25 protein-coding genes are annotated in these 25,742 nt (G+C 42.8%); 6 read left to right on the plus strand and 19 right to left on the minus strand.

What is annotated here, in order from left to right:
- Positions 1-51 precede the first annotated feature (51 nt).
- Positions 52-1,338, minus strand: a complete 1,287-nt coding sequence (locus K1I56_RS02250) for a peptidase U32 family protein (RefSeq protein ID WP_003002878.1) — start codon at positions 1,336-1,338, stop codon at positions 52-54.
- 95 nt (positions 1,339-1,433) lie between these two features.
- Positions 1,434-2,363 carry a peptidase U32 family protein gene (locus K1I56_RS02255; protein WP_223325080.1) on the minus strand — a complete coding sequence of 310 codons (930 nt, stop codon included), beginning with the start codon at positions 2,361-2,363 and terminating at the stop codon, positions 1,434-1,436.
- Between the two features lie 129 nt (positions 2,364-2,492).
- On the opposite strand from K1I56_RS02255, the gene K1I56_RS02260 reads away from it, so the two are divergent.
- Positions 2,493-2,786 (plus strand): DUF3270 family protein, encoded by a 294-nt coding sequence (locus K1I56_RS02260; RefSeq protein WP_223325082.1) that lies wholly within the window; start codon positions 2,493-2,495, stop codon positions 2,784-2,786.
- A gap of 131 nt (positions 2,787-2,917) precedes the next feature.
- Here K1I56_RS02260 and K1I56_RS02265 read toward each other — a convergent pair whose 3' ends face one another.
- From K1I56_RS02265 to K1I56_RS02295, 7 genes are all read right to left on the minus strand, one after another.
- Positions 2,918-3,376, minus strand: a complete 459-nt coding sequence (locus K1I56_RS02265) for a YtxH domain-containing protein (protein ID WP_195227739.1) — start codon at positions 3,374-3,376, stop codon at positions 2,918-2,920.
- 14 nt (positions 3,377-3,390) lie between these two features.
- Entirely contained in the window at positions 3,391-3,774 is a 384-nt protein-coding gene (locus tag K1I56_RS02270) for a DUF948 domain-containing protein (protein ID WP_013903891.1), read from the minus strand.
- A gap of 3 nt (positions 3,775-3,777) precedes the next feature.
- Positions 3,778-4,560, minus strand: coding sequence for a prolipoprotein diacylglyceryl transferase (lgt, locus tag K1I56_RS02275; RefSeq protein WP_223325084.1), 783 nt, complete (start codon positions 4,558-4,560; stop codon positions 3,778-3,780).
- Positions 4,557-5,489 (minus strand): HPr(Ser) kinase/phosphatase, encoded by a 933-nt coding sequence (gene hprK, locus K1I56_RS02280; RefSeq protein ID WP_023918696.1) that lies wholly within the window; start codon positions 5,487-5,489, stop codon positions 4,557-4,559. Before hprK ends, lgt begins: the two co-directional genes overlap by 4 nt.
- A 559-nt stretch (positions 5,490-6,048) precedes the next feature.
- Complete coding sequence (locus K1I56_RS02285; RefSeq protein WP_013903896.1) at positions 6,049-6,330, minus strand: PspC domain-containing protein; 282 nt, start codon at positions 6,328-6,330, stop codon at positions 6,049-6,051.
- A gap of 74 nt (positions 6,331-6,404) precedes the next feature.
- A complete protein-coding gene (locus tag K1I56_RS02290; protein ID WP_070587111.1) occupies positions 6,405-6,860 on the minus strand; it encodes a SprT family protein in 456 nt (151 codons plus the stop codon).
- A complete protein-coding gene (locus tag K1I56_RS02295) occupies positions 6,847-9,003 on the minus strand; it encodes a Tex family protein (RefSeq protein ID WP_371106515.1) in 2,157 nt (718 codons plus the stop codon). Before K1I56_RS02295 ends, K1I56_RS02290 begins: the two co-directional genes overlap by 14 nt.
- A gap of 148 nt (positions 9,004-9,151) precedes the next feature.
- Here K1I56_RS02295 and K1I56_RS02300 point away from each other — a divergent pair, with 148 nt between their 5' ends.
- The 4 genes from K1I56_RS02300 (at position 9,152) to zwf (ending at position 12,678) form a co-directional block, all read left to right on the plus strand.
- Positions 9,152-9,301: an SPJ_0845 family protein gene (locus K1I56_RS02300; RefSeq protein WP_023918704.1), complete on the plus strand. Its 150-nt coding sequence runs from the start codon at positions 9,152-9,154 to the stop codon at positions 9,299-9,301.
- Positions 9,301-10,206: a permease gene (locus K1I56_RS02305; protein WP_070587107.1), complete on the plus strand. Its 906-nt coding sequence runs from the start codon at positions 9,301-9,303 to the stop codon at positions 10,204-10,206. Before K1I56_RS02300 ends, K1I56_RS02305 begins: the two co-directional genes overlap by 1 nt.
- Positions 10,203-11,018 carry a TIGR03943 family putative permease subunit gene (locus tag K1I56_RS02310; protein ID WP_003015619.1) on the plus strand — a complete coding sequence of 272 codons (816 nt, stop codon included), beginning with the start codon at positions 10,203-10,205 and terminating at the stop codon, positions 11,016-11,018. Before K1I56_RS02305 ends, K1I56_RS02310 begins: the two co-directional genes overlap by 4 nt.
- Before the next feature lie 193 nt (positions 11,019-11,211).
- Positions 11,212-12,678 (plus strand): glucose-6-phosphate dehydrogenase, encoded by a 1,467-nt coding sequence (gene zwf / locus K1I56_RS02315; protein WP_223325086.1) that lies wholly within the window; start codon positions 11,212-11,214, stop codon positions 12,676-12,678.
- 91 nt (positions 12,679-12,769) lie between these two features.
- Here zwf and ftsY read toward each other — a convergent pair whose 3' ends face one another.
- Genes ftsY through rnc form a run of 5 tightly spaced genes read right to left on the minus strand, consistent with a single transcriptional unit; the run spans position 12,770 to position 20,259 of the window.
- On the minus strand, positions 12,770-14,416 hold the full coding sequence (gene ftsY / locus K1I56_RS02320; protein WP_070587104.1) for a signal recognition particle-docking protein FtsY: 1,647 nt from the start codon (positions 14,414-14,416) through the stop codon (positions 12,770-12,772).
- Entirely contained in the window at positions 14,417-15,238 is an 822-nt protein-coding gene (locus K1I56_RS02325; protein WP_070587102.1) for a Cof-type HAD-IIB family hydrolase, read from the minus strand.
- Positions 15,235-16,041 (minus strand): Cof-type HAD-IIB family hydrolase, encoded by an 807-nt coding sequence (locus K1I56_RS02330; protein WP_070587100.1) that lies wholly within the window; start codon positions 16,039-16,041, stop codon positions 15,235-15,237. The genes K1I56_RS02325 and K1I56_RS02330 overlap by 4 nt, the downstream gene beginning before the upstream one ends.
- The gene (smc, locus tag K1I56_RS02335; protein ID WP_223325102.1) at positions 16,031-19,567 is read right to left on the minus strand and encodes a chromosome segregation protein SMC; all 3,537 of its coding nucleotides are present in this window, start codon (positions 19,565-19,567) and stop codon (positions 16,031-16,033) included. Before smc ends, K1I56_RS02330 begins: the two co-directional genes overlap by 11 nt.
- A complete protein-coding gene (gene rnc / locus K1I56_RS02340; protein ID WP_049483702.1) occupies positions 19,558-20,259 on the minus strand; it encodes a ribonuclease III in 702 nt (233 codons plus the stop codon). Before rnc ends, smc begins: the two co-directional genes overlap by 10 nt.
- A 333-nt stretch (positions 20,260-20,592) precedes the next feature.
- Here rnc and K1I56_RS02345 point away from each other — a divergent pair, with 333 nt between their 5' ends.
- Entirely contained in the window at positions 20,593-21,054 is a 462-nt protein-coding gene (locus K1I56_RS02345; protein WP_223325104.1) for a hypothetical protein, read from the plus strand.
- 262 nt (positions 21,055-21,316) lie between these two features.
- On the opposite strand, the gene K1I56_RS02350 is transcribed toward K1I56_RS02345, so the two are convergent.
- From K1I56_RS02350 to yycF, 5 genes are all read right to left on the minus strand, one after another.
- Positions 21,317-21,703 (minus strand): YbaN family protein, encoded by a 387-nt coding sequence (locus K1I56_RS02350; protein ID WP_223325106.1) that lies wholly within the window; start codon positions 21,701-21,703, stop codon positions 21,317-21,319.
- Positions 21,704-21,736: 33 nt separating this feature from the next.
- A complete protein-coding gene (locus K1I56_RS02355; RefSeq protein ID WP_049497366.1) occupies positions 21,737-22,282 on the minus strand; it encodes a putative periplasmic lipoprotein in 546 nt (181 codons plus the stop codon).
- 158 nt (positions 22,283-22,440) lie between these two features.
- Complete coding sequence (locus K1I56_RS02360) at positions 22,441-23,250, minus strand: MBL fold metallo-hydrolase (RefSeq protein WP_223325108.1); 810 nt, start codon at positions 23,248-23,250, stop codon at positions 22,441-22,443.
- A gap of 7 nt (positions 23,251-23,257) precedes the next feature.
- Complete coding sequence (vicK, locus tag K1I56_RS02365) at positions 23,258-24,610, minus strand: cell wall metabolism sensor histidine kinase VicK (RefSeq protein ID WP_061591303.1); 1,353 nt, start codon at positions 24,608-24,610, stop codon at positions 23,258-23,260.
- Entirely contained in the window at positions 24,603-25,304 is a 702-nt protein-coding gene (yycF, locus tag K1I56_RS02370) for a response regulator YycF (RefSeq protein WP_003008151.1), read from the minus strand. Before yycF ends, vicK begins: the two co-directional genes overlap by 8 nt.
- Positions 25,305-25,742: the final 438 nt, after the last annotated feature.

Consider the following 25,742-nt stretch of genomic DNA (forward strand, 5'->3'; position numbering starts at 1 on the left):
TAATAGAGTTTTTCTATATTCTGAAGAGAGATTTAACCCTCTCTTTTTTTGTTATACTCGAACAGTTTTACTTGCCCCATCTTTTGAGTAGAGATTGATTAAACCTTCCTGGCAAGAACGAATCATATCTCCTGGCTTGACTTCTTGTGGAACGGTGATCGTAAGAAGTTCCATCGGATTTGGTGCGCGATCAATCTTCACTCCATCCTTATCATGCAAGTCTTGGATCTGGCATTCAAAATGACGGAAGCCTGGTCCGTAGAATTCCACTTGGTCGCCTTCATTGATGACATTCCGTTGGCGAATCGTCGCAGTCATGGTAGATGGATCAAAGTCCACCACTTCTCCTACAAATTTGTATTGCGGAATCTTACGACGTGCCCCAAACAATTGTTCATTTTCAGTCGGTGTTTGGTAGTAGAATCCAGTTGCTAATTCACGTTGAGCGACTTTCCACAATTCATTGATCAAATCATCCTTAATGGCATAAAAGGCTTCTGGACTTTCCATATAGGCATCACAAGCTGCCTTGTAACAGTTGGCAACTGTTGATACGTAATGGACAGATTTCATCCGACCTTCGATCTTCAAGCTATCAACCCCATTGTCAATCATGTCTGGAATATTTTCGATCATACACATGTCCACGGCTGACATAGAATATTCTTCTGGGACTTGTCCTTTGATACTCTTGCGTTCTTGGCCAAATGGCATATCATAGAGATCGTATTTCCAACGACAAGATTGAGAACAACCACCACGGTTGGCATCCCGGTCAGACATGTGGTTAGAAAGGGTACAACGTCCGGAATAAGAAATACACATGGCTCCATGAACGAAGGCTTCGATCTCAAGATCGGTACGCTTACGGATCTCTGCCAACTCTTCCATGGATACCTCACGGGCCAAGACGACACGGGTCAAGCCATATTCTTTCCAGAAATGGAAGGTCTCCACGTTGGTTGCAGAAGCTTGCGTAGACAAGTGAATATTGAGTCCAGGTGCATAAGTTGCACAGATTTCAATCAAGGCCGGGTCTGAGACGATCACGGCGTCAAGGCCCATATCTCGTAATTCACGGAACCATTCACCAGCCCCTTGTTCATTTCCCTCATGGGTCACCATGTTCGAAGCCACGTGTACATCTACGCCACGTGCATGCGCATATTCGATACCTTCACGAAGCTCATCCATGGTAAAGTTTCCAGCACGGCTACGCAAACCATAGGCTTGTCCACCGACGAACACTGCGTCTGCCCCATAATTAACGGCAACTTTTAATTTTTCTAATGTTCCAGCAGGTACCAAAACCTCTGGACGTTTTTTTGTATTTGTCATGTTTTCTCCAATTTACAAGATTGTCGATATGATGAATAGCCTCTTCGTTCCCTGAAAAAGGAAAACTCACAAACGAAGAAGCCCTAGTTTTTTTATTATTTTACACGATCTGGTTCATAATCATAGAAACCAGTATCCAAACCACGATTAGCTGGATGCAATTTGCGGATTTCTTCATCAAACAGATAGGCTTGATCCTGTGTAAATGTTCCTTTTTGAATCAAATCACGGGCCTTGACAAAGTACTCTGTAATCTTGACAAAGTTTTCACCCGGACAGTAGACACCATCGAGTTTCCAATGATCAAAGCCATGTTCTACCAACTCAGACAATTTGGTCATCATATTCAAGTCATTATTTGAGAAGATATGGGTTCCATGTTTGTCCTCGTAGACCGAATAATGAGAATTTGGATCTCCTGGTTCTGCTAGGAACAAATCACGCTCCTTGGTCACAGAGTCCTCTGTCTTGATGAAGTTGTAATAATTCTGAAGAAGAGGTCGTTTCGAATGGTGAATAATGCTAGCACCATAGACCAATACTTCTGCTGGAATCTGAAGATTCTCAGCCATTACGAATAATTCGGCAGATGGAATCTCACGAGCCAGAACAGCTTCAGAAGCTCCTGCTTGTTTTCCCCAGAAATTGATCTGGCGGCTAGAAGTGACCATGGTTGATGCATCGTAGATGGTTTTGAATGGATAGCCATCTCGTTTCAAGACATAAAAAACGCCCGCATCTCCGACAGTAATATAATCAGCCTGAATTTCCTTTAGAAAATCTAGGAAAGGCTTGATTGAATCCATCATCGATTGGTGCATGAGTGCATTTACAGCTACTGTCAATTCTTTGCCAGCAGCATGGACCAGTTGGGCAATTCGATTTATTTCGTCATAGCTTAAAGTTTGAGGCAATCGTAATCCGTAGTCTTTTTCACCGACATAGATTCGGTCAACCCCTGCATCAATCAGGGCTTGCGCTTGCTCAACACTCTCTGCTGTTGCTGTAATAATAATATTTTTCATAGAACCATTATAACAAAAATTCCGATATTCTAGAAAAATATATTCATTTTGTAAAATTTGTAACATTTTTGTAACATTTATATACCTGAATTCATGATAGAATAATAGAGTACTGTTAGGAGAGAGAAAATGCCCGTAAGAAATTTAAGACACCATGAAGAAGAATTCGATTATATCGAATTAACCAAACAAACCCAAGAAACCCCTATTCAGGACTATGCTCCTGAAGTTGAACCCGCACCTCAATTAAGTGAATTGCTATATTTTTTAAATATTGCTATTTTCTGTGTGTTGACGGTTGTATTTAGTTTTGTCTTTTTAGCAACGAAAATGAATACCTTCTTTGCGTTTGCTTTAGCGATTGGTTCTAGCTTTGCTAGTATTCAAGGGTTCCGAATTTACTACAATAAACGAAAAAAATAAAAATCAGGTTTTCCTGATTTCTTTTATTTACTCGAATTTTTTTAATTGGAATAACAGTTGGAAGATAAAACTTAACTGCCAATTGCCATCTTACCTTCCATAAAAAATGAGGCTCACTGAGCCTCATTTTTTTATGCTTCTTTTGTTTCTTCTTCAGCTACTTCTTCAGAATCTTTTTCATCCAACTCTAACACGATGTCTTCTGATTCTGTTTGTTTGCGAATGGATTGAACCAAGTCATTGCCACTTAGATTTTCTTTTTGAAGTTTATCCTTAAATGAGTGATAGACTTCTTGAGATTTTTCAACCACATCTTGCGTCTTTTCTTTGACGGACTCCAAAACAGTTCCTGTCGTAATTTCTCCAGAACCAACTTTTTCTTTGGTTTGTTGAATCACTTCTGCTGCTTGTTTGGAAACATCCTTAGCAGTTTGTTTAACCGATTCATGTACTTCTTGAGGATCTTCTTGATAATCTTTTACGAAGCGCACCACCTTTTTAGTGACTTTCTTTCCTTGCTCTGTTGATAAATAGTAGGCTGCTGAAGCACCTGAAATCACACCAATTAATAAACTAGATAAACGTCCCATATTCTTCCTCGATTCTATTTAAATAATTTTGAAGCCATCTTAATCGCTTTTAATCCGATAGAGGCTTTCACTGTTTTTCCACCAGCTGACACTGCTTTGACACTCAATTGACGGGCTTGATCATTCAAATCTGAAACAGACTCTGAAAGATCCGCCACGGCTGTAAAGAGTGGATCAATCGTTGCAACTTTTTGATTCAAATCATCCGTTAAAACATTGACTTTTGCCAATAGATCATTGGTCTGATGCAAGGTGACATTGACATCTGATGTCAAAACTTGGATCGTTTTTTGCGTCTCATCTACAACTTTTCCAATCTTTGAGAGGAAAAAAATCATATAAATGACAAGCGCTACTAAGGCAAGACCTAAGAGGCCGTATGCAATTTCAATAAACATATGTTACTCCTTTGTTTCTACATAATAAGGGGCTTTTTTGCGTCGTTGGTAAAAGATGATGGCGAGTCCAACTAGAATCAGGATCATCGACAACCACTGGGAAACACGTAAGCCCGCAAACATCAAGCTATCCGTCCGCATTCCTTCGATGATCATCCGACCAAAACCATACCAGATAAGGTAAAAGGCTGTGACCTCACCTTGTCGCAAAAATTGGGGCTTCCTACGAAGAATTAAGATCAAGAGAAATCCTAACAGATTCCAACTGGATTCATATAAGAACGTTGGCTGACGGTAACTACCATCTATATACATTTGATCTCGAATAAAAGAGGGCAGGTAGTTAAGACTTTTGACAGCAGCTCCATAAGCTTCCTGGTTAAAGAAGTTTCCCCAGCGACCAATACTCTGTGCAATCATGACGCTTGGGGCCGCAATATCTAAGAAATCAATTGGCTCAATCAAGCGTCTACGAGAGAATAGGTAGAGGACAAGGGCACCTGTCAAGAGGCCACCATAAATCGCGATTCCTCCGTTCCAGATAGCAAAAATCTCACCCAGGTGCTGGCTATAGTAGCCCCATTCAAAAATAACGTAATAGAGCCTAGCCCCCACAATCGCAAGCGGAAAAGCGATCAAAATGAAATCAATGATATCATCTGGATCAATTTTCTTACGAGGTGCTTCTTTCATAGAAAGATAAACGGCTAGAATCAAGCCAGAGACAATACAAATTGCGTACCAACGAATACTGATCGGACCTAATTGAAGGGCTACTGGATTCATTCCTTCACCTCATTTTGACTAATCAACTGGGACAGACGTTCTTCAAAGGTTTTAGTGGCATCATAGCCCATTTCTTTGGCACGAACATTCATCGCCGCTGCTTCGATCACGACCGAAATGTTCCGACCAGTCTTCACAGGGATGCGAATCCGAGGAATGGTCACGCCACCGATTTCCAACTCTTCTGCATTATTACCAAGACGATCATAAACCTGATCCTTAGCATAATTTTCCAAGTAAACGGCGATTTGGACTTGTGAAGAATCCTTCACAGCACTCGCACCGTAGAGACTCATGACATCGATAATCCCGACACCACGGATCTCTAGTAAGTGGCGTAGGATTTCAGCTGGCTCTCCCCAAAGGGTCATCTCATCTCTCGCATAGATATCGACCCGGTCATCTGCTACAAGGCGGTGACCCCGCTTGACAAGTTCCAGACCTGTCTCGCTTTTTCCGATTCCGCTATCTCCTTGGATCAAGACACCCATCCCATAAATATCCATCAAGACACCGTGTACACTCGTACGTTCTGCTAGCCGACTATCCAAATAGCTAGAAAGCTCTCCAGATAAACGACTGGTTGCAACATTGCTCTTTAAAATGGCTAGTTGCTTCTCTTCCGCAGCACGCAACATTTCTTCTGGAATTTCTAAATTCCGCGCAACAATGATGACAGGTGTCTCTGGCTGGAACATCTTGCGCAGGACCTGATGACGGTTGTGAGAGCTCATCTTCACCAGGTAGGACCATTCTTTCATTCCTACAAGTTGAATCCGCTCAGGTGTGTAATAGTCGAAATAGCCCGTCATTTCAAGACCTGGACGTGAAATGTCCGCAGTCGTAATTTCCTTGCTTAAGAGGCTATCATCCCCATAAACAACCGATAGACGAAGCTTTTCCTGTAGATCGCGAACAGTAACTGCCATATCATTCTCCCTTTTCAAATTCTCTCTCTATTATAGCAGATTTTCTCTTCAGACGAGAGACTGAAGTGTCATTTGAAAGATCCATTTTCAACTCCTTTTTAAGGCAAGCAAAAAGAGGCCAAGACAAAGGTCTTCAACCTCTAGGAAATGATGGTAACATATGAAGAATGCTCTAGCCTTCGCCTTGCAAAAAATCTTTAATCATAGATTTGATTCCGGTAGAGACCGCATAGACCACCGCATTTGAAGGAAATGCGATCAAGCCGAGCATAAAGACGTAAGGTCCTCCCCCCAACAAGGAGAAAACCAAATACAAAACCGGCAGAAATAAAATCGAAAACCGATAAATTTGTGGCTTTCTAGCCATTTCTGTTGGCAGAAACAAGAGGTAGAAGAGACTATTCCAAATGCCCAGTGGAAAAAGGAGCATTCCGATCAAAACTGTTCCAACTCCTTCCCCAAAAACACGATTTAAAATGAAAAACTGTCCTATAAAACTGAAGAAGAGATATAGAATAAAAGCAAGGGAATAGAACTTCTGCTTCACCCGGATCTCCTTTTAGAAAAACGGACTATCATTCTGATCATGGATGGGTTCAGCCTCTTTTCTTCGACGAGGTCGAGGGCCATAGTCAAACATTTCCTGCTCCTCCTCGTCCTTATAAGGCAAGGTCGTATCTAACAGTAAATAGATAATCACACCGATAAAGGCATGAGAAACCGTAAAAAGAATAAACAAGAAGCGTAGGAGAGTTACGCTAAGACCAAATTTATCGGCTAAGCCAGCTAGCACACCTGAAACCAGGCGATGTCGTTTTAATTTGTAAAATGATGCTGTCATTTGATTTTCCTCTTTCTAGTTAGACCTATTTTAGCAGAGTCGAACTGGAAAGAGATCCGCCTAAAGACCGATTCTTACTCTTGTCTCATTTCAAGGAATTGCAGGTGGCTGCGACAGCGACCACAAGCATATTTCTTCAGATCGATTTTTCGCTTTCGTCTATACTCTTGGCCACAATGGGGACATTGATAGAGATAGATCCGCTTGACTCGCCTAGTTCTATCTGGTAGAGGAGGTGTGAAACGAAGACCGTCCACTTGCTGGAGGAGTTGCTTAAAGGCTAGATCTTTATGGCGATATCCTTTACCTTGATCGTAAAGATGGTAATGGCAGAGTTCGTGGCGGACGATTTTGCGAAAGACCTCTAACCCGAAAGCTTGGTATATTTTCGGGTTAAAATCAAGGTGTCGATCCTTGGGAAAGAAACGGCCTCCAGTGGTTTGAAGACGTGAATTCCACTCTGCTCGATGACGGAATTCTCTCCCAAAATCTTCTAGGGATACTTGGCGTACATACTCAGTCAGATTCATTCGGAGCTACCAAACTGAGATTGACTTTTTCGCGTTCCACATCAATCTTCTTCACCCAGACGGTAACCAAATCACCTACTGAGACGACCTGGCTTGGATGCTTGATAAACTGCTTGCTCATATGGGAGATATGAATCAAGCCATCTTCGTGAATGCCAATATCGACAAAGGCTCCAAAGTCAACCACATTGCGCACAACCCCTTCTAATTTTTGGCCAATATGCAAGTCTTTAATATCCAAGACATCCTGACGGAGCACAGGTGCATCAAAGGAATCCCGCAAATCGCGACCTGGTTTTAGGAGATCGGCAATGATATCTTTCAGAGTTTCTGGTCCCAGATCCAGCTGAGTAGACATCTCCTCGATGTTCACAGCTTTTAATTTTTCCTGAGCTGATGCATCGAGGTCGGTAATTTCAAGAAGTTGAAAAAGTTTTTCAACTTCCTTGTAACTTTCAGGGTGAACGCCGGTATTATCCAAGATGTTTTTACTTTCAGGAATGCGTAAGAATCCAGCCGCCTGCTCGAAAGCCTTGGCACCGAGACGAGGGACTTTTTTTATTTGCGCTCGTGAAAGAATCATTCCTTCTTCTTCCCGGTATTTCACAATATTTTCAGAGATGGTCTTATTGAGTCCTGCTACATGCGCTAAGAGAGAGGGACTAGCCGTATTGATATTGACCCCAACTTGGTTGACTACGGTATCTACCACGAAATCCAAGCTTTCTGTCAGTTTTTTCTGATTGACATCGTGTTGGTATTGACCGACACCGATGGATTTGGCATCGATTTTCACCAATTCTGCTAGCGGATCTTGCAAGCGGCGGGCAATCGAGATGGCCGAGCGTTTTTCAACGGTTAGCTCTGGGAACTCATGACGGGCCAACTCACTAGCTGAGTAGACAGAGGCTCCGCTTTCATTGACAATAACATAGCGAACTCCTGGATGGTCATGGAGGACCTCTGCGACAAAGGCCTCACTTTCACGGCTGGCGGTTCCATTTCCAATCGCAATAATTTCTACTCCGAACTCCTTGATCAAGGAGGACAGATCCTTTTTAGCCTGCTCGATCTGAGCTGGTTTTGCAGGAGCAACTGGATAGATAACCTGGGTAGCGAGCATCTTTCCTGTCTCATCGACAACGGCTAGTTTAGCACCAGTCCGAAAGGCTGGGTCAAATCCAAGGACCACGCGCCCTTTTAACGGAGGAATGAGCAATAGATTCCGTAGATTCTCAGAGAACAATTGAATGGCCCCGTCTTCTGCCACCTCCGTCAACTCTGTCCGAATCCGACGTTCAATCGCAGGAACGATTTTTTTCTTAACCGCTTGTTGAATAACCTCATCCACATAGGCATTTTTAGTTTTAAAACGAGCCTCAAAAATACGAATGATCCGATCCAAATGGTGCTCGAATCCGACTTTGAGAACGCCCAATTTTTCTCCACGATTGAGAGCTAGAGTCCGGTAGCCTTGCATATTCTTGATCTTCTCAGAAAAATCATAGTAGATTTCAAAGGTTCTCTTAGGATCTAAGCTTTCATCCTTCAAGGTTGACGTCATGAGGGAATGCCCATGAATTTCTTGATAGGTGAGGGCCCGTAATTGGGTATCCTCTGAAATAGCTTCTACCAGAATATCCACTGCACCAGCTAAAGCCGCAGTTTCAGTTGGGAAGGCCTCACAGGTAAATTTCTGAGCCTCTGCTTCCAAGTCTGGACTATTTTGCAAAATGAGACGTGCCAAAGGAAAAAGTCCTGCTTCTCGAGCAATCGTCGCCTTGGTCCGCCGTTTTTCCTTATAAGGGAGATAGAGCTCTTCGACATCCGCTAATTTTTCAGCAGCCTCAATAGCCTGCTTGAGCGCCTCTGTCAGTTTGCCCTGTTCCTCAATCTTAGCAAGGACGGTTTCCTTTCGTTCAGCCAGAGCCGTTAACGATTTGTCCCGGTCAATAATGGCCTTAATCGCTACTTCATCTAAATTTCCCGTCATATCTTTTCGATAGCGAGCAATGAAGGGAATGGTTGAGCCTTCTGCGGTCAGACTCAATACGGTATCGATTTGTTTTAAGCTAACACCCAATTCTTGGGCTATTTTTTCATATTTATCCATAGCTTCTATTATAGCATATTTTGCTGCCATCAAGGGGTGAGATCGCCTGTTCTGGTCTCTGTTTCAGGGATTTTTCATAGAATAATTTTGACCCTATGGATCCTTCCTTTTATGCTCCATTTCCCCCTTGCTCTTTCCTTTTTGTTATAATGAAAGAAAATAAAAAGGAGGCCCAACAATGGCTATTAAATTCTCAAAAACAGATGATCTTGATAAAATGTTTGAAAATTTTGCGAGTTTTCCGGATGTAGAAAAGAAAGTAGAATTTCCTGAAGAGAAAAAGAAGGCAGAAACTGCTACCACTAAAGAAGCAAAGAAGGTTAAGTAATGACATTCTTTCAACACCTTCCCTCTAGCGTCTTGCAGGCTGGGGCTATTTTTCTCTCGATTATTATCGAGGCCCTACCGTTTGTCCTAATCGGAAGTATCATTTCAGGGATTATTGAGGTCTATATCACCCCCGAGAGGGTCTACCGCTTTCTTCCCAAAAATAAATTTGGGCGGATCTTCTTTGGGACTTTTATCGGCTTTATCTTTCCTTCCTGTGAATGTGGAATTGTTCCCATTATCAATCGCTTTCTAGAAAAGAAAGTCCCAAGTTATACTGCTGTTCCCTTTCTGGTGACAGCACCGGTCATCAATCCCATCGTTCTCTTTGCGACCTACTCAGCCTTTGGGAATTCTGTTAAGATGGCCCTCTACCGCGCCCTTGGTTCCTTGCTTGTCGCAACAGTACTAGGGATCTTCCTTGGCTTTATTCAGACAGATTCGATCCAAAAAGAACATCGCAAACCTGTGCATGAACATGATTTTAGGGACTTGAGCAAAGGCCAAAAGCTCTTTCAAGTCTTGGTGCAAGCCATTGATGAATTCTTTGATACAGGACGCTACTTGGTATTTGGTTGTCTCTTTGCCAGCCTCGTCCAAGTCTATGTCCCAACACGGATCCTCACTTCGATCAGTGCGACACCGGTTATTGCTATTCTCCTTCTCATGGTCTTGTCCTTTCTCCTCTCACTTTGTAGCGAGGCGGACGCCTTTGTTGGATCCTCTCTTCTAACAAGTTTTGGAGTAGCGCCTGTTCTTGCCTTTCTGGTGATTGGGCCTATGCTTGATGTCAAAAATCTCCTCATGATGAAAAATTATCTCAAGACCCGTTTTATCTGGCAATTTATCGGAATTGTGAGTGGAGTTGTGCTCCTTTATGCTTGGTTTGTGGGGGTAGTGCTATGATTCGTTTCTTGATATTAGCTGGCTATTTTGAGCTCACCATGTACCTGCAATTATCTGGTAAGCTCAATCAATACATCAACTTACACTATTCTTACTTGGCTTATATTTCCATGTTCTTGTCCTTTGTTTTAGCTCTTGTGCAGCTGATCATCTGGGTCAAGCAGATGAAGATCCACAGTCATCTCTCTGGCTTCTGGGCAAAAGTGGCGAGTATTTTCTTGCTCTGTATTCCTTTGTTTGTCGGGCTATTTTTTCCTACAGTGACACTGGATTCCCAAACAGTCTCTGCCAAAGGCTACCACTTCCCGGTTGCGGCTGGATCTTCCAAGGAAATCCAGCAGGACGAAGGGACAACAACCCAGTATCTCAAACCAGATACTAGTAGCTATTTTACCAAATCTGCCTATGAGTCAGAAATGAAGCAGGCGGCAAAGAAATATGTTGATAAAAAAGTGATTCAGGTGACCACTGAGAATTACATGGAAGTCATGGAAGTGATTTATGATTATCCTGACCAATTTGCAGGAAAGACGATCGAGCTGACCGGTTTTGTATACAATGATCCCAATAACAAGGACAGCCAATTTCTCTTTCGCTTTGGGATCATCCACTGTATCGCAGATTCCGGCGTCTACGGTCTCTTAACGACGGGTGCTCCGCAGCATTTCGAAAACAATACTTGGATCCATGCGAAAGGAACCTTGTCCATTGAATACCACAAGCAGCTCAAGCAAAGCTTGCCTGTTCTCCACATTAGCGATTGCCAGACCATTACGAAACCGGCTAATCCATATGTCTACCGCGTATTCTGATGGAGCTTTCATTGTAGATCCAAACATCTTATAACTGTTCAAGCTAGAATCCACATTGATTCTAGCTTTTTCTATGCTTTCCTCTCAAATCCTCTAATCCAAGCGGAAAATATTCGGAACAACGATTCCATCAAAGAAATCTTGTGGATTTTATGGTAAAATATGGTTAATAAAATAGGAAATAGGTACTTAAATGTCTTCAAAAGTTATTGTAACCATTTTCGGGGCCAGTGGAGATTTAGCCAAGCGCAAACTCTATCCATCCCTTTTTAGACTCTATAAATCAGGAAATCTATCTGAAAACTTTGCGGTTATCGGAACAGCCCGCAGACCATGGAGCAAGGAATACTTTGAATCAGTCGTGGTAGAATCCATCACAGACCTGGCAGATAGCCCTCAACAAGCCCAAGAATTCGCCAGTCATTTCTACTACCAAAGTCATGATGTTAATGATACCGAACATTACATCGCCCTGCGCGAATTGCAAAATAGCTTGGATGAAAAATACCAAACGGAACACAACAAGGTCTTCTTCTTGTCCATGGCTCCTCAATTTTTTGGAACCATTGCTAAACACCTCAAATCAGAAGGCATTGTGGATGGACAAGGTTTTGAGCGCTTGATCGTTGAAAAACCTTTCGGTACAGACCTAGAAACGGCTAGTCAGCTCAACAAGGAATTGGAAGAAACCTTTGATGAAGAACAAATCTTCCGTATCGACCATTACCTTGGAAAAGAAATGATCCAAAATATCTTTGCCATTCGTTTTGGAAATCTTATTTTTGATAATCTTTGGAACCGAGATTTTATTGACAATATCCAAATTACCTTCGCTGAACGCTTAGGAGTTGAAGAACGCGGTGGCTACTATGATCACTCGGGGGCCCTTCGAGATATGGTGCAAAACCATACCCTTCAGCTTTTGTCTTTGCTTGCCATGGATAAACCAGCTACCTTTACCAAGGATGCGATTCGGGCTGAAAAAGTAAAAGTATTTGAGCAATTGCACAATCCAACAGATGACGAATTGAAGAAATTCTTTATCCGTGGTCAATACCATTCAGGTACGATCGAAGGGAAAAAAGATATCTCTTATCGCAGTGAGCCCAATGTCGACCCTGAATCTACTACGGAGACCTATGCTTCTGGTACGTTCTTTGTTGATAGCGATCGCTTCCGCGGTGTGCCTTTCTTCTTCCGTACCGGAAAACGCTTGACGCAAAAAGGAACCATGGTCAATGTGGTCTTCAAGCAAACCGACTCCATCTTTGGACATAGCTTGCAACCAAATGTCTTGACAATTTATATCCAACCAAATGAAGGTTTCTCATTGAGCATCAACGGAAAAGAGGTCGGAGAAAAATTCAGCATCGCACCAATTTCCTTTGATTATGAAACAGATGCGACTGCAACTGGGGCTTCACCAGAGCCTTATGAAAAATTAATTTTCGACGTTTTGAACAATGACTCAACCAATTACAGCCACTGGCACGAAGTCCGTGCTTCATGGCAATTGATTGACCGGATTGAAAAACTATGGGCCGAAAATGGAGCACCGCTCTATGAATACAAGTCTGGATCCATGGGACCAACTGCATCCGATGATCTCCTTGCAGAATACGGAGCCGAATGGGTTTGGAAACCTGAACCTAAGAATTAAGGAAAGCCACCTTCGGGTGGTTTTTTTGATAGCGCAAGGAAACAAAAAGACAAATTGTCTTTTAAACAATTTGTCTTTTTCTATTTGACTCTTAAATCAAGCCTTCCAAGAGGCCTCTCATGAAGTTTTCTGAGTGGAATGGTCCGATGTCATCAATCTTTTCTCCGAATCCAATCAACTTCACTGGGATATCCAACTCTTCTCGAATCGCAAGGACGACCCCACCTCGAGCCGTTCCATCGATCTTGGTCAATACAATTCCTGTCACAGGTGTAATTTTTGAAAATTCTTTAGCTTGCACCAAGGCATTTTGACCGGTTGATGCATCGAGGGCCAGCAAGGTTTCATGCGGTGCATCGGGTACAACACGTTTGATAATCCGGCCGATTTTTTCAAGCTCCGCCATGAGGTTGTCCTTGTTTTGCAGACGACCAGCTGTATCAATCATCAGAACATCAATGTTTTCAGCGATCGCGCGTTCCATTCCATCAAATACGACGCTGGCAGGATCTGATTTTTCAGGACCTGTCACAACAGGAACATCTACGCGGCGTCCCCATTCTGCCAGTTGAGCTACTGCTCCTGCACGGAAAGTATCTGCTGCAACCAGCATGACTTTCTTGCCTTCTTGTTTGTAGCGGTGGGCTAACTTCCCGATAGATGTTGTTTTACCAACTCCATTGACCCCAACAAAGAGCATGACCGTAAGACCATCTTGAAAACGAATGGCTTCATTAAATTGGCCATCCTTTTCATACAAGTCCACCAATTTTTCGATGATCACGCGCTTGAGAGCATCTGGTTTTTTGGCATTTTCCAAACGGGCTTCATAACGCAGCTCTTCGGTTAAATTAGAGGCCACTTGAACCCCAACGTCACTCATGATCAAGAGTTCTTCCAATTCTTCAAAGAATTCTTCATCAACTGAACGGAAATTGGCAAAGAAGGCATTGAGGCGTGCTCCAAATCCAGTCCGTGTCTTTTTCAAGCTACGATCGTATTTTTCCTGAATGTTTTCTTGCTCTGGCTCAACCTCATCTGGAATTGGCTCCTCTGCCTCTTCAACAGTTCTTTCCTCAACGGTTGATGCAGCTTCTCCTTGAGGAATTCTGGACTCGGCTTCTGCCACTTCTGAAGTTTCCTCCACTTGAGCAATCGCTTCTGATACTTCAGGTTCTGGGACCTCATCCTGAGCTTCTACTAGTTCTGGAACCTCCTCTTCTGTCGTGCTCCCTTCTACTAGCTCAGCATCAGATGATGGAGAGGCAATTGGTGACTCTTCTTTCCTTTCTGAACCATCAGCCCCATCTGCTTCCTCACCATTTTCAGTTTCTTCCGCTTCTTCAAGAGGCTCAGTCTCCGTTTCATCAGCTAGTGGTGAAACTTCTTCAGGACTTGCTTCTGTTTGAACAGGTTCAAAAACAACTGGAGACTCCTCTACTGGTACTTGGTCTTCATTAGTCTCTGATGTCACTTTTTCTTCTACAAGAGGTTCCTCTGCCGGCTCTTCTTGAGCGAGGGTTGAAACAGGTTGATGAGTGGCTGCAATTCGCGCTTTGAGCTCTTGGTAATAAGCCTCCATATCTGCAATTTTTTGCTCTTCCTTGTCATTTAAGGTAGCCGCCGGCTCCTCTTTGACAGTTTCTTCAACCTCCGTACTTTCCGTCACTTCTTCCGAAGACGGAAGCACTTTTTCAGTTTCTTCTTTTTTTCCAAATAAACGATCAAATAATCCCATTTATTCACTCTCCTTTAGCACATAATTTTCAATCGCCCATGCGACGGCATCTTGGTCATTTGTCACAGGGGCCACAAGCGCTGCAACTTCCTTCACTGCTGGAATCGCATTGCCCATGGCAACCCCCAGTCCAGCCCATTGTATCATAGACAGGTCATTGGCTTCATCTCCACAGGCCATGACTTGATCTGCCTTAAGACCCAAAATAGAAGCCAGCGCCTCTAAACCTGTCGCCTTGTGAACATTTTTGGGGCACCATTCCAGCAACATTTCCCGAGATTTAAAAATTTCATAGTCTTGAAATAAGTCCGGCTTGATCTCCTTGATCGCTGCATCTAAAAAGTCTTGATCAACGGCTGTCACACACTTGTTGTAGGAAATCGTGGATGGCAGGTCTTTAAAATCTGTCTCAATAAAGTTCAGGTAGGGATTGTAAAGGGAATAGAGAGACTTTCGATCTGCATGAATCTCATAAACCCTTCCCTCACTGATAGCATCCAGCGGAAGGCCTAGACGAGCTGTTTCAGCATGAATGGTTGCGACATCTTCTGGCGCCAAGACAACTTTTGAGAGGATTTCTCCATTATTTCGCTGCACTAGACCACCGTTGAAGGTAATCGTATACTCTTCTTTGAGGCCTGCTGTTCCCAATTCTTCCAAAAGAAAATCCATGGCTTTCAAGGGGCGACCAGTGGTTAGAACCACCTTGACACCTTGGGCCTGTGCAGCAGCGAGGGCTGCTCTATTGCGAGAGGAGATCTTTTTTTCAGAATTGAGAAGGGTCCCATCTAAATCCAGCGCAATCAAGGAAATCTTACTCATACAATCTCCTCCATATAGCGGAGGACAGAACCCGTCGCATGGTGGCCGATGACTGTTTCAGCAATCGCTAAGATTTCAGGACGTGCATTTTCTGGCGCTACAGGATGGCCCACGACTTGCATCATATGGAGGTCATTTAGGTTATCTCCAAAAGCCATCACCTGATCCATCGAGATCCCTAGTTTATCCGCTAAGGCGGTAATGGCCACTCCCTTATCGACATAATCGAGGACAATATCAATCGATTCAAAACCTGTCGTCATCGCTTTGACACCTGGGATATTCTCAGTGACCCATTGTTCACCTTCTAATACCAGAGCTGCATCAAAGTTGGTGGTCAATTTGAAGATTTCATCCTGAATATCTGCTAGGCTTTGCACTTTTTGAATGTTTTCATTGTAGTGCTGACTCAAGGCCAGATAGTCGGGATCTACTGTTTCTAAGACATAGCTTCCTTTTTTCCCAGTCAAAAGTAATTTATTCGGGTCTGCATAAGGGGAAGCTTTCAAAGCCTCAAAAACACTCAAATAAAAGTTTTTGGACATGGTCGCTTCGTAGAGATCTTCTCCATGAAATTCTACCACGCTACCATTTTCAGCAATGAAAATCATCTGGTCCTCAAATCCTTTAAAGAGGGATTTGAGTGAAAGGAGGGCACGGCCACTTGCAGCAGCAAAATAGATGCCTTTTTCTTTGCAGCTTGCTAATACCTTGCGTAAAAGGTCTTGATCGTACTGATGTTGGTCATTTAGAAAGGTTCCATCCATATCCGTAGCGATCAATTTAATATCATTATTCTTCATTTTCTAAGTCTTTCAATTTTACTGAGACGATTTTAGAAACCCCAGATTCCTGCATGGTCACCCCATAGATGGAATCTGCAGCCGACATAGTTCCCTTCCGGTGCGTCACGACAATAAATTGGCTTTCCTTATCAAAGCGGTTCAGATAATCCCCAAAGCGCTTGACATTGGCCTCATCTAGGGCAGCCTCTACCTCATCCAGAATGACAAATGGAATGGTCTTGACACGAATAATCGAGAACAAGAGAGCCAAGGCAGACAAGGCCTTTTCTCCACCACTCATAAGGTTTAAGGATTGGATCTTTTTACCAGGTGGCTGCACAGAAATCTCAACACCAGCTGTCAGAAGATCTGGCTCTGTCAGAATCAAATCAGCAGAACCCCCACCAAACATTTGACGGAAAGTGACTTTAAAGGATTCACGAATGGCTTCAAAAGTTGATTTAAAACGTTCCTTGACTTCGTCATTCATGTCGTTAATGGTAGACAGAAGCATATTTTTCGCAGCCAAGACATCCTCGCGCTGGCTGGAAAGGAAATCAAAGCGCCCCTTCACCTCATCGTACTGCTCGATCGCATCCACATTGACTGGACCAAGTGCCTTAATATCTTTTTCGATGCTCTTGAGCTGGTTTTCAGCTGCAGCAAGATTTTCAACAGGTTTGGCCTGCTCTTTGGCTTGGTCAAAGCTTTGCATGAATTCATCGGTAATTTGCGTTAAGAGCTTGTTCAAACGATCCGCATGCTTTTCACGTGTCGCTTCAGCCTTGGCTTGTTGACGAATCCACTCTTCGTTTTTCTTGCGCGCTTGTTCCATCTGTTCAGCAACATCTTCGGCCTGGCCTTCCAAATCATCCAGCTCAAAGCGTTTCCGAATGACTCCTTGTTCCAAGTCCGTTTTCTTGGCTTGTGCCTGTGCCAATTGATTGGCTAGTTGCTCCACATCCACCGTCTGAACTTGGGCCTCGCCTTGTTCAATCAGCAATTGCAACTGATGCTCTTCTACTTCCAACTGAGTGATCGTTTCTTCCAAACGATGAGCATCTGTTTGCTCGTAACTTTGTTGACTATTATATTCCGTCTGTTGGAGTCGCAGTTCTGCCAATTGCTCTTGCAGGTTTTGTACTTTTTGTTGCAGGACATCTTTATCCGACTTCATGGTTTCAATGTCGCGATTCAAGTTTTCTTTTTGAAGCTCAATCGCTGCCAATTGCTCAGTAAGGGACTCCTGCTCTTCTTGTAGAGATTGGGTCGCATCTGTTGCCAATTCTGACTTCAAAGCTTCTAAGAGTTCCTGAATTTCTTTCAGTTGCTCTTGGCTTTGTTGGTAAGCCAATTGGGCTCGCTGTTGCTCCAGACGCGCTTGCTCACCCTGGCTTTGAATAGAAGCCAAGTATTCTTGCGCCTGCTTGAGCAGATTGTCCTTGGTCTCGACTTCCTGCTCAGCTTCTCTCAAACGAGCATCCAGAGCTTGCATTTCCTGCTTCAAACTATCCAATTCTGGTTTGACAAAGACCGTATTTTGGGAACGATTGGCACCACCGGCATATGATCCTCCGGTCCGCAATTCAGTCCCATCCAAGGTCACCATCCGAACTTGATAGTTGACTTTACGGGCCGCCTCACGCGCATGCTCCGTCGTATCAAAGATGGCCGTTACGCCAAGCAGGTTTTGGAAAATCTGTTCAAAACGATGCTCATAGGTCACTAAGTCACTCGCAATTCCTAGAAATCCTGCACTGGCTTGAATCAATTCCAAATTCCGAGGAGATAGTTGACGAGCTTTGATCGTCGTTAGCGGAAGGAAGGTTGCCCGTCCCAAGCGATTGCGTTTCAAGAAATCGATCGCTCGCGTTGCGGCCTTTTCATCCTCGACAATGATCTGTTGGCTGCTAGCCCCCAGAGCAATTTCAAGCGCCGTCTGGTAGTCTTTTGAGAAACTCAAATTCTCACTAACAGCCCCACAGATGCCTCCTAACCGTTCTGCTTCTTGCAAAACGCTCTTGACGCCTGCATAGAAGTTACTATGGTTCTTCTGAATGGCTTCCAAGCTATTGATCCGCGCCCGCTTATTCTTGCTCTCATCCATCAAGTCAAACATGGTAGCTTGAGCCTCTTGGTAAGCAGCTTTGGCCTGCTCCACTTTTACCAATTGCTCTTGGTATTCTACTAGTAAACTTTTGACCGTCGCTTGCGCCTGATCCAACTCTTCCAATTGTCGGACTTCTTTTTCCTTGGCAGTTTCAAAGTTTGTTTGTGCCTTGGCCAAATCCTCTTGACGATGGCTAGATTCTTGCAGGAGTACTTGGATCCGGCTCTCAATGGCTGTCCGCTCATTCGATTTTTCAGCCTCCGTCTGCAAGAGTGCGACATACTGCTCGCGTAGATGCTCAATGACTTGTTCCGGATCTTCTTCGTAGTTGGCTAATTCTTTTTCCAACTCTTCTTGTTGCTGACGGTTCTCTGTCAGTCTTTGTTGAAGCACAGCTAGCGTCTCTTGTTTTTGAGCCAGCTCTTGTTTCGCTTCTTCCAGACGAGCTAAAACAGCATCCAACCGCTCAAGGTTTTCCCTGCGACTATGGGCTGCTTGACTCGATTGCAACTTAGCTACTTCGATTTGCTTTTCTAAATCGCTGATCAAACGAGTGACCTCAAGCAAGCTGGCCTGGTCCTCAGCTAAGCTCTCATCCAACTGATGGCGGGCTTTCTTGATACGTACATTATCTTCTTCTAAGACCTGACGACGTTGGTAATAAGAAGCCAACTGTTCTTGAATGGCCTTTTCTTCTTGATCAGCCTTTTCATAAAGGTCCTTTGTCAAATCGACTTGAGCAACTAAAACATCCAGCAAGAGAACCTGCCGTTCTTGGTCTAATTCCAAGAAACGGCGAGCGACAGTCGCTTGCTTTTCAAGAGGTTGGATTTGTCCTTCTAATTCATAGAGGATATCCTCCAGACGGTCCAAATTCTCCTGGGTTTGGTTGAGTTTGGTCTCGGTTTCCTTGCGCCGCGTCTTAAATTTCAAGACACCTGCAGCTTCTTCAAAGATAGCCCGTCGTTCTTCCGGTTTGGAGTTAAAGATCTCCTCTACCCGTCCTTGGGAAATAATAGAGAAGGAGTCACGTCCCAATCCCGTATCCATGAACAAATCATGCACATCTCTGAGACGTACTTTCTTGCCGTCGATCTTGTACTCGCTGTCTCCCGAGCGATAAATATGCCGTTCGACCCGAATTTCTTTCCCTGCCTGCTGGATAAAACCATCCTGGTTATCTAAGACAACTGTGACACAGGCATAATTCAGCGGTTTTCGCGATTCTGTCCCTGCAAAGATGACATCGGGCATCTTGCCTCCACGTAAACTCTTGACACTAGATTCCCCCAGGGCCCAACGCAAGCTCTCCGTGATATTTGATTTTCCAGATCCATTAGGCCCTACAACGGCAGTGACCCCTTTGTCAAACACGACTTTTGTCTTATCCGCAAAGGATTTAAAGCCTTGGATTTCAATCTCTTTTAGATACATGGCCCATCATTCCTCGTTTCAACTGCATTGCGGGCTGCTTCCTGCTCCGCTAATTTCTTGGAACGACCATGACCATGTCCCATCGTTTGACCGTTCACGAACACTTCTACTTCAAACTCTTTGGCATGAGCTGGACCGGACTCGCTAACCACTTGATATTGGATCTCCACATCTCCGTGAACCTGTAACAGTTCTTGCAAGCGAGTCTTGTAGTCAATGACTTGAGAAAATTGACCCGTTTCAACCTTTGGAATCATGACCTGATAGATGAAGCGTTTGACTGCTTCCACTCCTTGATCTAGTAAAAGAGCACCTAAAAAGGCTTCAAATAAATCGCCAAGAATCGTATCGCGGTCCCGACCACCAGATTTTTCTTCGCCTTTGCCTAGTTTGATGAAATGGTCAAATTGGCAATCTCGAGAAAAACCAGCCAAACTCTCTTCACGGACAATCATCGAACGGAATTTGGACAAATCTCCCTCCGGTCTGTTGGGGTGTTCCTTATACAAATATTCGGAAATAACTAATTGAAGAACAGCGTCTCCTAAAAATTCCAAACGTTCGTTATGTGAAATTTTTAAGAGGCGGTGCTCATTGGCATAAGAGGTGTGCGTAAAAGCTGTATCTAATAAACTGGTATCTGAAAAAACGATCTGAAACCGTTCCGATAACAGGGCTTGTAATTTCTCCATGGGAAGCCTACTTTCTAATAAATTCATACTCTTAAGTATACCAAAATTTTAATACTATTACCATTAGATATCCATTAGATACAGTTGATTGCTTTTACTATATTTTAGGTGTGTTTGGATATCGATCCAATAAGTTGAATACCACGTTTTGTAAATTTGCTCCATGAATTTTAAGTTTCTTCAACTGGCGCATTTCTATATCTTACCGACATAATGCCCACTTCTTATAGTGAATTTTATTTCTTTACCTCGTTATTATTTCATTCCCCTTCGTTATTTGATATAATTAAAACAAAAAAGTTTGGGATTGAAATAATAATAAGGAGTATTACTATGAAAATAGGAGTTAGAAAACCCAGTCTTTCAAAGAGTTTAAAAGCTCGGACAACATCGAAATTAAAGAGACAGGTTAAACGAGCAATCATTCCAACATACGGCCAAAAAGGGACAGGCCTTATTAAAGATCCTAAACGTGCAATATACAATAAGGTATATAACAAAACTACTGTGGATGCTTTCAGCAGTGTTAAGAAAGGAAATATAAATTACCAACGAACAAATCGTAGTCTTTATACATGTAGAGGGGCAAAGGTATATCCAGCTTCTTCTTGGTATTTTCCTGTAGGATTATCTGCATTTTGTAGCCTTTTATACTTTACCATCAACCCTGTTATCGCTTGTATTTTTTTGATTATCACACTCATTCTCTTTGTTAAGAAAATAAAAAATAATCCTTTCAAGACGCAAAAGGATATACAAGAAATGTTAGAAAAGATAACTGAGTTAGAACAATGATATAATAGATACATATCACAATAAGAGATATTTAATAAAAGATGGATCAACTCTTAAATATACTTTAATCATATTTAAGAGTTGATCCTTTTATAGAAAACTAAAAATCCTAAAGTAGATCGCTTATTAAAATTTCCCGAAGCGTAGTCAAAAACGTATTCATTACACGAAAGCTCTTGATACACAAGGGGTTTTATTTTTATTCAAAAAAGAAGCACGAACGCACTTCTTTTCCTAGTTCTAGGGCCTGAATTCTCCAATTTTAATCAGGATTTTCTTCTGTTGGATTTTCAGGCTTATTAGGGATCACTTTTAAGAGATAATAGGTGATAAAAATCGTCAAAGCAACTAGAGCAAGCTTCACCCAAATAATCGGTGCCAAAAAGATCGAAATGCCCATCAGGATGTAGATCTGAAGAAGGATCCATTTCTTCCGTTCTTTGGCAATCGATTTGGTCTCTCGGTAATCCGCTACATAGGTTTGATAAAGCTTGGTTTGGTAAAGCCAAGTTTCAAAGCGTTTGGAACTTTTAGCAAAGCAAGCCATGGACAGCAATAAAAAGGGGGTTGTCGGTAAAATTGGCAATGGAATCCCAATAATTCCTAGTCCCAATGATATAAAACCAATCGTAAGATAAACAAGGCGCATTTACTTCTCCTTTGTATGTTTCTTGTTTCATAATCACTCTACAGTGTTCACATCTGACATTAGAAGCTTCATCTTAGATGGATCTGACATTCCATCCACAATATTCTGTTGTTCCTCATTTAATGGCAATAATATTATAGTTGCTGTATGAGAAGGTAATTCCCCACTATCCTTGATAAAATAGCTAACCTTTTGATTCTCAAAAATAGCCTTTCCATCATAAGACCAGGTAATTGAAAAGTTCAAATCTTTCTTGATATCTACATCTGTCTTATTGACCAGCATGAGTGCCGCCCTGCCATCTGAAACAGCCCCGGTAAAATAGATCGCCATATTCCCCTCGCTACCAACTTCAGGATGTTCTTTAACCAATTTCTTCCCTAACTCAATAAGATCAGACGTCTTTCCTTCATTTTGAGGGGCCACCACAAATTTCAATTCTTTTTCTTTTTTAGAAGACTCTGATACTTTTGTTTCCTTCGCCGTTTGAGTGGAGGTTGACTCTTTCGTATCTTGCTTAGACTGACTACAAGCTGTTAAAGCAACTAAACTTGCCAGTAATAACATCATCTTTTTCATTTTTCATTTCTCCTCTTCTTTGATTGTACAAAACGTGACTCTCATTCAGAATTCGCTCTTTCTTATCATACACAAATTTAGGGCAAAGAGCAAATTCATCACTAAATGAAAGGATTTTAATCAGAAATCAAAAAACCACCCGTAGGTGGTTCTCTATCTTATATCTTCGTCAAAGGAGTCGCGGTGTCTGGTGAGGTATCCAGCACCTCAAAATCATGACCGACTGCTAGATCTGCTCTGGCCAGTTGGTTCTCCATGGTCATATGGGCTAATTCTTTGATATTGTTCTCTTTTGACAAATGCCCCAGATAAATCTTCTTGGTACGATTCCCCAAGGTCCGGATCATGGCATCTGCCCCATCTTCATTAGAAAGGTGGCCTAGGTCAGACAAGATCCGTTGCTTCAAACGCCAAGCATACGAACCTGCTCGAAGAATTTCTACATCATGGTTGGACTCAATCAGATAGCCATCCGCATCCGCGACGATTCCTGCTAAGCGATCACTCACATAGCCAGTATCCGTCAGCATGACAAAGCTCTTCCCATCCTTCATCAAGCGATAAAATTGAGGGGCTGCAGCATCGTGACTGACCCCAAAACTCTCGATATCGATATCTCCGAAAGTCTTGGTCTTGCCCATTTCAAAGATATGCTTTTGAGCATCATCGACCTTTCCTAGATACTTGGTCCCTTCCATAGCCTTCCAAGTGGCTTCATTAGCATATAGATCCATCCCATATTTCCGCGCTAAAACACCCACACCATGGATATGGTCTGAGTGTTCGTGCGTAATCAGAATGGCATCTAAATCTTCTGGTTTGCGACCAATTTCAGCCAATAGTCCCGTAATCTTTTTCCCTGATAGACCTGCATCAATGAGCAGTTTTTTCTTTGGTGTCTCAAGGTAGAAAGAATTTCCACTAGAACCTGAAGCTAAAATACTGTACTTAAATCCCTCTTCTGTCATTGACTCCTTATTCTTCCTCTTCTGTATCCCAGTCGTCTTTAATCGCATCTTTGTCGTACGGCAAGACAATGGTAAAGGTAGATCCCTTACCATATTCACTCTTGGCCCAAATAAAGCCTTTGTGCTGCTTAATGATCTCCTTAGCAATGGCTAAGCCCAGACCAGTCCCACCTTGGGCCCGGCTACGCGCCTTATCCACTCGGTAAAAGCGATCAAAAATACGTGGCAAGTCTTTCTTGGGAATTCCCAAGCCCTCATCTGAGATAGAGATAATCAACTGGGCATCTGTTGTTTTCATCCCTACCTTGATTTTCCCACCATCGGGTGAGTATTTGATGGCATTGTTCAAGATATTGTCGATTACCTGGGTCATTTTATCCGTATCAATTTCAACCCAAATCGGGGTGATCGGGTATTCACGGATCAGTTCATACTTCTTGGTATCTTCTTGCGATTGACTCTTGATCTTATCAAACCGGTTTAAAATAAAGGTAATAAAGGCCGTAAAGTTGGTCAACTCGATGTCCAACTGACTAGTTTCATTATCGATTCGTGACAAACTCAAAAGATCTGTGACCATACGCATCATGCGGTTGGTTTCATTCAGTGAAACCTTGACAAAGTCTGGTGCCACCGGCTCTGACAAAGCGCCATCATCTAAGGCTTCCAGATAGGATTTCACACTGGTCAAAGGTGTTCGCAGTTCATGACTCACATTGGAGACAAAGAGGCGACGTTCCCGTTCTTCCTTGTCCTGCTCTGTCGTATCGTGCAAGACAGCTACCAGACCAGAGATAAAACCTGACTCGCGACGAATCAAGGCAAAGCGCACACGAAGGCTTAAGTATTCCCCATTTTCATCCTGGGAATCGATGGTCAACTCTGGTACTTCTGTAATCAAGCTTCGCAGATCATAGTCGTCTCCTAGCGAAAGCAAATCCAGAATACTAGTATTGAGCACCTCATCTGGATTAACATTTAATTGCTTGGCGGCCATTTCATTGACCATGATGATCTGACCGCGTCTATTGGTCGCAAGCACCCCGTCTGTCATATAAGAAAGGATACTGGTCAAACGCTTGGTTTCTTGTTCCAAGTTTTCATGCGTCAGGCGAATAACCTCCGACAGATCATTGATACTATTGGTCATATCCGTCAGTTCTGGACTTCCTTGCATGTCGACCACTTCGGAATAGTCCCCTGCAATCAGATCCTTAATTTTGGCGTTTAATTGTCTGAGCTTGATATTGTCCCTACGGTTTTCTAGCAAAAGCAAGGCTACCACAATGATAAACCCAACCGTAATCAGAACAAAGACAAAGTTCGACGACATGACAAATTGTTTTAGTTGATCAATCATTGTTTCTCATATAATATCCGACACCACGGCGGGTCAAGATATATTCTGGACGTCCCGGTGTGTCCTCGATTTTTTCACGCAAACGACGAACTGTCACGTCCACTGTCCGAACATCACCAAAGTAATCATAGCCCCACACCGTCTCAAGAAGGTGTTCACGGGTCATCACTTGACCGACATGGGTCGCAAGGTGATAGAGCAATTCAAACTCACGATGGGTCAAGTCCAATTCTTTGTTGCCTTTTTGAACCAAGAAGGCATCTGGAAGAATGTGAAGATCACCAATGACAATTTCCGTATCGGCCTCATTTTCAAGCTGAGGATCAGCCGCAAACTCAGAACGACGCAACAGGGCTTTCACACGCGCTTGCAATTCCCGATTTGAGAAGGGTTTGGTGACATAGTCATCCGCCCCGATTTCAAGCCCGATGACCTTATCAAATTCCGTATCCTTAGCAGATAGGACAATGATCGGCACATTGCTAGTCTTACGAATCGTACGCGCCACTTCCAAACCATCAATCTCTGGCAACATCAAATCAAGAATAATAATATCCGGATTTTCAGCTGCAAAGACCTCTAAAGCTTCCCGACCATCAAAGGCTGTCAATACCTCATAGCCTTCTTTTGCCATGTTAAATTTGATAATATCTGAAATTGGTTTTTCATCATCAACTACTAATATTTTTTTCATCTTACATACCTGTTTCTAATGCTACTTTTCCTTATCAATCTCTATTTTCTTATTATATCAAACTTATGAAGAAATGTGGAGCCTCAATTGCTGGACTTTCCAATAAGAAAGGTTAAAAAAGACCGAGAAGTTAAAATCTCCGTCTCAGAAAAAACGAATGATATGTAGAAGATAAAATCACTTGAGTTATTCTAAAAATAGTTAATTTCCTACTTGCTAGAATGAATAAATCATTTATTAAAAACTTTCCGTCGTGAGAAAAATGAGAGTGGGACAGAAATCGGTCATTCGTTAGAATTCGATTTCGTCGTCCCACCTCCGCACAGTTGAGTAGGGCTGTAAAAGCTGATGAAATCAGCGTAGTAGAGCCCACTCAACCACTGCGTATTGCTCGACAATCCAAAGATAATTGAGAGGCTAGGACTTTTGTCCCAGCCT

The sequence above is a fragment of the Streptococcus parasanguinis genome (assembly GCF_019929185.1).
GTDB classification, from domain to species: Bacteria; Bacillota; Bacilli; order Lactobacillales; family Streptococcaceae; genus Streptococcus; species Streptococcus parasanguinis_O.

What these genes read in the sequence shown, in the direction of transcription:
- K1I56_RS02305 (WP_070587107.1), top strand. Translation starts at nt 9,301, where the DNA reads ATGACATTCTTTCAACACCTTCCCTCTAGCGTCTTGCAGGCTGGGGCT.
- K1I56_RS02300 (WP_023918704.1), top strand. Translation starts at nt 9,152, where the DNA reads ATGGCTATTAAATTCTCAAAAACAGATGATCTTGATAAAATGTTTGAA.
- K1I56_RS02260 (WP_223325082.1), top strand. Translation starts at nt 2,493, where the DNA reads ATGCCCGTAAGAAATTTAAGACACCATGAAGAAGAATTCGATTATATC.
- vicK (WP_061591303.1), bottom strand. Translation starts at nt 24,610, where the DNA reads ATGATTGATCAACTAAAACAATTTGTCATGTCGTCGAACTTTGTCTTT.
- hprK (WP_023918696.1), bottom strand. Translation starts at nt 5,489, where the DNA reads ATGGCAGTTACTGTTCGCGATCTACAGGAAAAGCTTCGTCTATCGGTT.
- rnc (WP_049483702.1), bottom strand. Translation starts at nt 20,259, where the DNA reads ATGGAGAAATTACAAGCCCTGTTATCGGAACGGTTTCAGATCGTTTTT.
- K1I56_RS02345 (WP_223325104.1), top strand. Translation starts at nt 20,593, where the DNA reads ATGAAAATAGGAGTTAGAAAACCCAGTCTTTCAAAGAGTTTAAAAGCT.
- zwf (WP_223325086.1), top strand. Translation starts at nt 11,212, where the DNA reads ATGTCTTCAAAAGTTATTGTAACCATTTTCGGGGCCAGTGGAGATTTA.
- K1I56_RS02295 (WP_371106515.1), bottom strand. Translation starts at nt 9,003, where the DNA reads ATGGCAGCAAAATATGCTATAATAGAAGCTATGGATAAATATGAAAAA.
- yycF (WP_003008151.1), bottom strand. Translation starts at nt 25,304, where the DNA reads ATGAAAAAAATATTAGTAGTTGATGATGAAAAACCAATTTCAGATATT.
- K1I56_RS02290 (WP_070587111.1), bottom strand. Translation starts at nt 6,860, where the DNA reads ATGAATCTGACTGAGTATGTACGCCAAGTATCCCTAGAAGATTTTGGG.
- K1I56_RS02270 (WP_013903891.1), bottom strand. Translation starts at nt 3,774, where the DNA reads ATGTTTATTGAAATTGCATACGGCCTCTTAGGTCTTGCCTTAGTAGCG.
- K1I56_RS02360 (WP_223325108.1), bottom strand. Translation starts at nt 23,250, where the DNA reads ATGACAGAAGAGGGATTTAAGTACAGTATTTTAGCTTCAGGTTCTAGT.
- K1I56_RS02330 (WP_070587100.1), bottom strand. Translation starts at nt 16,041, where the DNA reads ATGAAGAATAATGATATTAAATTGATCGCTACGGATATGGATGGAACC.
- smc (WP_223325102.1), bottom strand. Translation starts at nt 19,567, where the DNA reads ATGTATCTAAAAGAGATTGAAATCCAAGGCTTTAAATCCTTTGCGGAT.
- K1I56_RS02355 (WP_049497366.1), bottom strand. Translation starts at nt 22,282, where the DNA reads ATGAAAAAGATGATGTTATTACTGGCAAGTTTAGTTGCTTTAACAGCT.
- K1I56_RS02250 (WP_003002878.1), bottom strand. Translation starts at nt 1,338, where the DNA reads ATGACAAATACAAAAAAACGTCCAGAGGTTTTGGTACCTGCTGGAACA.
- K1I56_RS02350 (WP_223325106.1), bottom strand. Translation starts at nt 21,703, where the DNA reads ATGCGCCTTGTTTATCTTACGATTGGTTTTATATCATTGGGACTAGGA.
- K1I56_RS02285 (WP_013903896.1), bottom strand. Translation starts at nt 6,330, where the DNA reads ATGACAGCATCATTTTACAAATTAAAACGACATCGCCTGGTTTCAGGT.
- K1I56_RS02255 (WP_223325080.1), bottom strand. Translation starts at nt 2,363, where the DNA reads ATGAAAAATATTATTATTACAGCAACAGCAGAGAGTGTTGAGCAAGCG.
- K1I56_RS02325 (WP_070587102.1), bottom strand. Translation starts at nt 15,238, where the DNA reads ATGAGTAAGATTTCCTTGATTGCGCTGGATTTAGATGGGACCCTTCTC.
- lgt (WP_223325084.1), bottom strand. Translation starts at nt 4,560, where the DNA reads ATGAATCCAGTAGCCCTTCAATTAGGTCCGATCAGTATTCGTTGGTAC.
- K1I56_RS02265 (WP_195227739.1), bottom strand. Translation starts at nt 3,376, where the DNA reads ATGGGACGTTTATCTAGTTTATTAATTGGTGTGATTTCAGGTGCTTCA.
- K1I56_RS02310 (WP_003015619.1), top strand. Translation starts at nt 10,203, where the DNA reads ATGATTCGTTTCTTGATATTAGCTGGCTATTTTGAGCTCACCATGTAC.
- ftsY (WP_070587104.1), bottom strand. Translation starts at nt 14,416, where the DNA reads ATGGGATTATTTGATCGTTTATTTGGAAAAAAAGAAGAAACTGAAAAA.